Origin of the sequence: Pseudomonas sp. Choline-02u-1 (assembly GCF_002836515.1) — a bacterium.
Classification (GTDB): domain Bacteria; phylum Pseudomonadota; class Gammaproteobacteria; order Pseudomonadales; family Pseudomonadaceae; genus Aquipseudomonas.
In genome coordinates this window covers 1-6,954 of sequence record NZ_PJBC01000021.1, presented here as the reverse complement: position 1 = coordinate 6,954, position 6,954 = coordinate 1, and the positions used below count along the sequence as shown (strand labels likewise).

Sequence of the window (6,954 nt, the reverse complement as noted above, 5' to 3'; positions counted from 1 at the left end):
GTGTAACAGTCAGCCGTAATTAAACGACTGGAGCACGCCAGTCATCGGAACCCGAAGTACCGGATACTTCGTGGGTCCAGGTGATTTTGCGGTAGGTGAACTGCACTTCTTCCAGTTTTGTAAAAGCTCAGACTCGAAGTAACTGTTGTCGGGCCACCTGATTTTTGGCAATTATATAGCTCAGCTGTTTGTTTATTCTTCTGCCTTGCTTTCGTTTAGGTTTGCCTTGAAGTACGTCATAAAATCGTGTCCTTGAGCAAAGGCTCTTTCGATTTTCGCGCTTTGCTCTTTAAGCGCCGGGCTTGGCTTGCCCCATTGTTCAGGCGGAAGAGGTTTAGACCACTCAGCAATGGATTCAGGTAGAGATTTCATGCTGAAACGATGGTCCCATTCTGCTACCCAATACGGAAAACGCCACCAAGTGATCAGATGTGTCAGGTACCACCAACCAACTCCTAAAGCGGAACGTTCGTTGTGCTGATATTCCTCGTACATGTCTTGTCGTTCTTTATCAAAGGTGTGGCGACCCTCGTAGGGTGCTTTGCCAGGGCAGAACTCCGGTCCTTTTTCCATGTAGGCACGTATGGCTTCCCATTTGCCTAGTCCATGAACAGGAGTCATGACCTCCTGTGTGAGAAAGTGCACCGTATCGGCCTTGGGATTATCTATGGCCATGCCAAAGGTGTAGCTACTGATTACGCCTACTCCAGTGACTCCGGTGCTGACAGAGATCCACGCAACTGTGTCTTCCCAAGGTTGGATCACGGCTTCGTCGGATCCATTCGGGAAGTAACAGACCTCTCGGCGTTGACGGTTAAATCGGATGGGTCTGGCGCGGGCTTTGTTCCTTGTGGTGCTGATAATCGCGTACAGGCCAATCAGCGCTGCTCCCGCTCCACACCAGAGCGCTAGTGATATTCCGAACTCAAAAAAATCGTTGAAATAAAACCAGAAGCTTCTGCCGAATGGGTTTATGAACGCTGCGAAGCCCATCAATGTTGGGAGGATAAATAGACAAATGATAACTACGACTGTTGGGAGCGCCACAGCTAATCGTGCTTGGAAAGACTTGGTGAGATTGCTGCTACCCAAGTCCAGATATGTGTCGTTGACTTCAACAAAACTTCCGCCGAGATCCATTGGGATTTGCCCGGTCGGAACTGGCAGCGGTGAGAAAAATAATGCTTCGCCTGTGGCAAAACGACGCGTTTCACCCGCCGTGGGGCGGTGATTTTTGAGGTCAAGTTCGACTTGCTGTTCAGGTTTGGATGGCATGGATTCAACCGAAAATATGTAGGCGGTTTAGGCAACTACAGGGAGCCGCTAGTTACGGCTCGAAAAGGGACGGGCTTATTTTTTTGAAATGAACCATCCCCTTTTGTTTTTCAGTTTTGTAAAAGCTCAGACTTGACCTGACGGCTCTCGGGCTATTGATTTCTGGCTGCTATATAGCTCAGCTGTTTTTTATTCTTCTGCCTTGCTTTCGTTTAGGTTTGCCTTGAAGTACGTCATAAAATCCTGTCCTTGAGCAAAGGCTCTTTCGATTTTCGCGCTTTGCTCTTTAAGCGCGGGACTTGGCTTGCCCCATTGATCAGGCGGAAGAGGTTTAGACCACTCAGCAATGGAATCAGGTAGAGATTTCATGCTGAAACGATGGTCCCATTCTGCTACCCAATACGGAAAACGCCACCAAGTGATCAGATGTGTCAGGTACCACCAACAAACTCCTAAAGCGGAACGTTCGTTGTGCTGGTACTCCTCGTGCATGTCTTGTCGTTCTTTATCGAAGGTGTGGCGACCCTCGTAGGGTGCTTTAGCAGGGCAGAACTCCGGTCCTTTTTCCATGTAGGCACGTAAGGCCTCCCATTTACACAAACCATGAACTGGAGTCATTACTTCCTGGTTCACTAAATGGACGGTATCAGTTTTTGGGTCGTCAAATGCCATACCAAATGTATAAGTGCTGATGACGCCGACCCCAGTTACACCGGTACTGACAGAAAGCCAGGACACCATTTCTTCCCAAGGTTGGATGATCGGCTCGTCAGATCCGTTTGCAAAAAAACAGACTTCGCGACGTTGACGATTGAAACGTATTGGGCGGGTACGAACTTTGGCAAGAGTAGTGCTGGTGACAACATAGAGTCCCAGAACTGCAGCTCCTGCTGCTCCCCAAACTCCAATCGCAGCACCGGTGGGGAAAAACTCTATGAAAATATGTGTAAATGTTCTGCCATAGGGATCACCAAAACTCATAAGCCCGGCGATGAAGGGGCCGATTATTAAACTCACAATCAGAATGAGCATGCTGCTTGCAATCATCACTCTGGTTTGGAATGCCTTATTGACGTTACTGCTACCGAGGTCCAGGTAGGTGTCGTTGATATCAAGAAAACTTCCGCCCAAATCCATTGAGATCTGGCCGGTAGGGACGGGGAGCGGCGAGAAAAACACTGCTTCGCCAGTAGTAAAACGTCGAGATTCACCAGCGACGGGGCGCTGATGCTTGAGATGAAGTTCGTCGTTATTAGTTGATTTGGATGACATGTAATTTAACCGAAAAGTGGTGGGGCGGGCACCTACAGGAAGTCGCTGTTGACCAATAGCCATGGAGCATCGGTTTTGCGCGACTTTAATACAGAGACAGCCGAAAGTAGCTTGCCATTTTGCGCGCTCAACGTCGTCGTTTCGAAGCGTTTCTCTCGGAAGGATTTATCGCCAGCAACGGGGTGATAGCGTAGGACGACAGCCAGACCATGTTCGGCGTTGGCTTCGTGTTGGAAAATGTCCATGCCTAATTTAAGTGGTTCATCCGGAGCACTGAGCAAGTTTAGTTGATAAAGCAGCGGCTCGCTCCATGCCTCCCAATCATTTCGTTGGTGATTTGTCAGCCAGTAAGCGCTCACGCCAAACTCTACATCATTTAGTTCACGAGCAGTGATTCCTGGTATGCGCAGTACTGCCATAGCCTTGTTGTTTACCGTCTGCAACGACACCTGCGGTGATGCCGTTATGTCGGCAAGTAGTAGGCGCTCCTCAATGAACGTGCGGTTGGCGTTTTGTTTACCCCAAGGGCCTTTTTGCAACCAATTATCCAGATCTGATTTGTTGTTTCGGTTGTATAGCCATTCTCCGCCCAATTGCAGACCGGTAAGCACCAAGCCGATCAAGTTTGCTCTGGCAGCAATGCTCAACAGTTGGCTACCCGCTTTGACCCAAACTAGCGCACGTGCCTGATTTACGGTGGTAAATGCCTCATAAATGGACTGACCACTCCTGGCGAAGGCCCACCCATTGAGCGCAAGTTGTCCAGAATCTCCTACTAGTGTCATGCTGGCACCTGTCAACTTGGAGCCATTCCCGGAACGTAATGCCTCTGTCCATTTTGCAGCCGATCCTTTCTCACCATACATACCTGTCCCTGCGGCAACTGCACTGAATATGTAGGCAAATGGGCTCAATGCCCCGGTGATTTTCCCTAACTTAGCGGCCAATTTGATTTTGCCGGCAGCGCTTGTATAATTTTTGATACCTACTGAAAGACTTGTTATGGCAATACCCTGTGCAGCAGCTAAACCGCCCCCAACCGTAGAGAAAAGGGCGTTAAAGAATGAAAGGGTATCTGCGCTTTCCCACACTGCTTTTGAACGTACCTCGATAAATACCTGGTAGAAATTTATCGTCTGCATGACAAATGCGGCTGAAGCAAACACATCGCCACCCACAGATTTGAAAACTTCTCCAGTCAAACCTTTATACGGTCGCTTGAGCCGATAGTCATCGGCCATCCGCTCAAACTCAAGCACCTGAGCATTGTTAAGCCCTTTAATCTTGAAGGCAGCCTTGCCCGGTCCGTCACCAACAGGGCTCATGGCCTGAGCTATCCGCCCTTCAAGGGGAGCGACAGTCTGTTGAATGGCTTTGCGGCGAGCTACCAAGGTTTTATAACCGCCTTTTGGTGACCTTCCTTTACGTTCATCAGCCAGGGTTTGCCGAATCTGATTTTTCAGCGAGGTCATTTGCTGGCGCAGATCTGTAAGTTTGGCCATATCAGCTTTGAACACAGCAATTTGATTCGCAGAGGCAAACTCTAATGTGATACCTCCCTTACCAAAGGCACGAAGAACATCTATCCAAGCCGAGTCAGGAATTCGGCGCAATACTTTTGCCGGATCTAGCGGTTGTCCATTGCGTAGCGCTTGCATAGCCTCATCCAGCGCTCCTGCCAGGCGCAACTGCTTTGCCGGCTCATACGCTGTGTTGCGTAACTGGCCTAGCACAATGCCGTTTTCACTCAATTGCATTGCTGCTGCGAGATTCTGAGTGAGCAAATTGCCAAATTTTCCGCTGAGTGCTTGGGCGCCCTGATAGTCGTCCTTGACCATATAGGTATCGCGCAGGGACTTGATGAATGATGTGACCTTGGAGTGCATATCCTTCTGATCAGTCAAACTCAATGTGAAGAAGGTTGGTACGGTAAACCCCGGCTGTTTCTCGAGCAGATCGGCAAGCTTTTCAGTCGCTTTATCTGTCCGGCAAATATCTTTCATACAGGCATATTCAGTAGCGAGAGTTGTGTCGAGTTGATCGCCAAATTTGGGGTCAAAATACCAGGCTGAACGTTGGAAGCGTTCTTCAGAGATTAGATTCGCGCGATCGTTACTGATTAGATCTAGACGTTTGTTCCAGCGATTGAGTTGGGCGCGTTGCTGTTTCAGGAAGGCTTCCATAGCTGGCCGATCGATCAGATCGTTGATGCCCTGTTGTCCCATTTTCGCGCCGTCGAGCGCGTCATCCGCGTTGTCTTCGATGGTCTCGATCAGGTCGTCGTACTTGGAATACAAAGGTCCAAGATTCGTACGCATCCGCGACTTTGAGGCTGCAATAGCCCCACGATGCGTACCAGCGCCTGAATACTGGGTTTGATTTTTAACGTTGACGTAGTCGACGATCGATTGCCGCTGCTCTTCGCTTGTTTCGTCCTTGAGTTTGGCAAAACGAGGGTCGCCTTGGGCGGCATTCAGAATGGTTTCGCCTGTTACGGTGTACAACGATTCGATGTAGCAACCAAACACATACTTCTTTTGATTGGCCTCAGCGTCGCTCCAGTCGCTGATCCAGCCAGTGACCAAGTCCTGATGCTCAGCGAGATCGCGTAACACGCCCAGGTCATCCTGTAAGACCAAGTACAGATGGTCACGCTCATGTTCTGCCTTGACTTGCTTTTTGAGTGTGCCCAACTGAGTTTTCTTGAAGTGCGACGCTTGCTCCCAGAGATAGTCCTGACTTTCCTCAGGTTTGGCACCCGTAACCGACGGCTCTTTACTCGGCTGCTCCGCAATCTCCGCAATCCAATTTTCCGCCTGACCTGGAGTCAGCAGATTAGCTGCACCTTTCTCAGGGTCTGCATTGGTGAGATCGACCTTCTGCATGAAGTACTCACGTTCAGACTTGTGCTTGATGACCTGCGCGCATTTCGCGGCGGTCCATTGCACTTCGGAGTAGTTGACGTAGAGTTTGCTCAAACGCGGGAAGACCAACACGGCTTCGCCCACATTACTTTCGCGTTTATTGGCAGTGATCTCACCTTTCTCCCACAGCAGTTGCGTAACGATGCCGTCCTGAATACGGTATTCGTGCATTACGGCTTCAGGCTTCTTGTCGACGATGACGTAGAGCCAGCCGTCACGCATCAATCGAATGCCTAGTGGGCGAGAAGTGGTTTTGTACGGCATGGTCAGCGCGCTTGACGGATCGAGTCGTTCAACGAGGCCGTAGCGCAGTGGGATGAGCTGGATTTTTGCCTTCATCAACGAGCAGCCGCCCATGGCACACATGCCGTCATCCCGGCTTTTTGCAACGTTGTTCGGGCTTTTGCCGGTCGATGTTGGCGTTGTCATCCTTGGCTCCTGTTCAGGGTTGCAGCCCGTTCCTGGGCAATATCAGCGACCTGTTCGAGTCGTTGTGCAGGCGTTTGTTCCGACGGGGTTTTGAGTATGGCGTCGAGGTCTGGATGTTCTTCCAGTGCTCGCTCGCCAAGGAACCCGTGAATGTTGGCGTAGAGGGTGATATCGAGTTCGGTGTTGAAGCCGCGATCATAGGAGGTCGACGCCTGCGCATGCAGGTGTTCCCAGCGTTGCCGTGGAGTCGACTGTGCCTGATAGCTTGGAAAATATTCTTGCATGTGTGCATCGAGACGCATCACAACATTACGAAAGTTCACCTCGTCTAGTTGACTGAGTTGTGCTTCGCTCAATCGATAGCGCTTGCTGTGGTCGGGGTCGGGAGCGTTGCCCGGCCTATTGTTTATGTACCAACAATCCAGTGCTGCATCGGCAGTAACGATTTGTTTGCAGGGGCCGAATAGGGTCGGATCCTTGATGGTTTCTGCATGAGCGAGCAGTGCATGTGTTACGGCCGGGTCCGCGATGCGCAACAACACTTCCTCACCCAGCGGATGCATGACGCTGGTGAGCCAGCGAAAGTGTGCGACCAGTTGATCCCATGATTGATCGCTAAACACCAAGTGCCCCCATTCCTCACGCGATGCGTTCAGGAACCGGGTCAGGATAGGATTGTTCTGCGCTTTTATTTGCACAAGGCATGGGGAAATATCGCCCAGTTCTGCCCAACGAGTCCCAAGATAAAGCGGCTCGAACTCAGGGGTTTCCGTCCACTGATACAGGTGCTGCGGAAGCTTCTCAACGCTGACACCATCAAGCAATAAACCTACCGTGCCATTCCATGGAAGGCCTTGGGGAAGGCCGTTCTCTAATGGAAATTCCGACTTAAGCATTCTGCGCCTCCAATTTGGCTTTCTCGCACACCGCACAAATCGGCTTCTTCTGCATCAACGCCTGGCGCTGTGCCGGCACCAGTAACTGCCCGGCTTTATCCGTATCCGCCTGCTTCAACGGCCCCGGCATCAACGGCGCAGCACCAGTCCCACTGCCT

Annotated in this window: 4 protein-coding genes and 2 pseudogenes; all 6 read right to left on the bottom strand. The window is 50.8% G+C overall.

Features of this window, described 5'->3' with window-relative positions:
* Nucleotides 1-19 precede the first annotated feature (19 nt).
* Nucleotides 20-124: pseudogene (locus tag CXF97_RS13800) on the bottom strand (type VI secretion system tube protein Hcp); the annotation flags it as partial.
* A gap of 68 nt (nt 125-192) precedes the next feature.
* A complete protein-coding gene (locus CXF97_RS13795) occupies nt 193-1,275 on the bottom strand; it encodes a DUF6708 domain-containing protein (protein ID WP_371918384.1) in 1,083 nt (360 codons plus the stop codon).
* 189 nt (nt 1,276-1,464) lie between these two features.
* A complete protein-coding gene (locus tag CXF97_RS13790) occupies nt 1,465-2,610 on the bottom strand; it encodes a DUF6708 domain-containing protein (protein ID WP_371918383.1) in 1,146 nt (381 codons plus the stop codon).
* A complete protein-coding gene (locus tag CXF97_RS13785; protein WP_101159016.1) occupies nt 2,580-5,900 on the bottom strand; it encodes a toxin VasX in 3,321 nt (1,106 codons plus the stop codon). Before CXF97_RS13785 ends, CXF97_RS13790 begins: the two co-directional genes overlap by 31 nt.
* Nucleotides 5,897-6,796 carry a DUF4123 domain-containing protein gene (locus CXF97_RS13780; RefSeq protein ID WP_101159015.1) on the bottom strand — a complete coding sequence of 300 codons (900 nt, stop codon included), beginning with the start codon at nt 6,794-6,796 and terminating at the stop codon, nt 5,897-5,899. Before CXF97_RS13780 ends, CXF97_RS13785 begins: the two co-directional genes overlap by 4 nt.
* Nucleotides 6,789-6,954 (bottom strand): annotated as a pseudogene (locus CXF97_RS13775) (type VI secretion system tip protein VgrG); the annotation flags it as partial. The pseudogene CXF97_RS13775 and the gene CXF97_RS13780, both read right to left, overlap by 8 nt.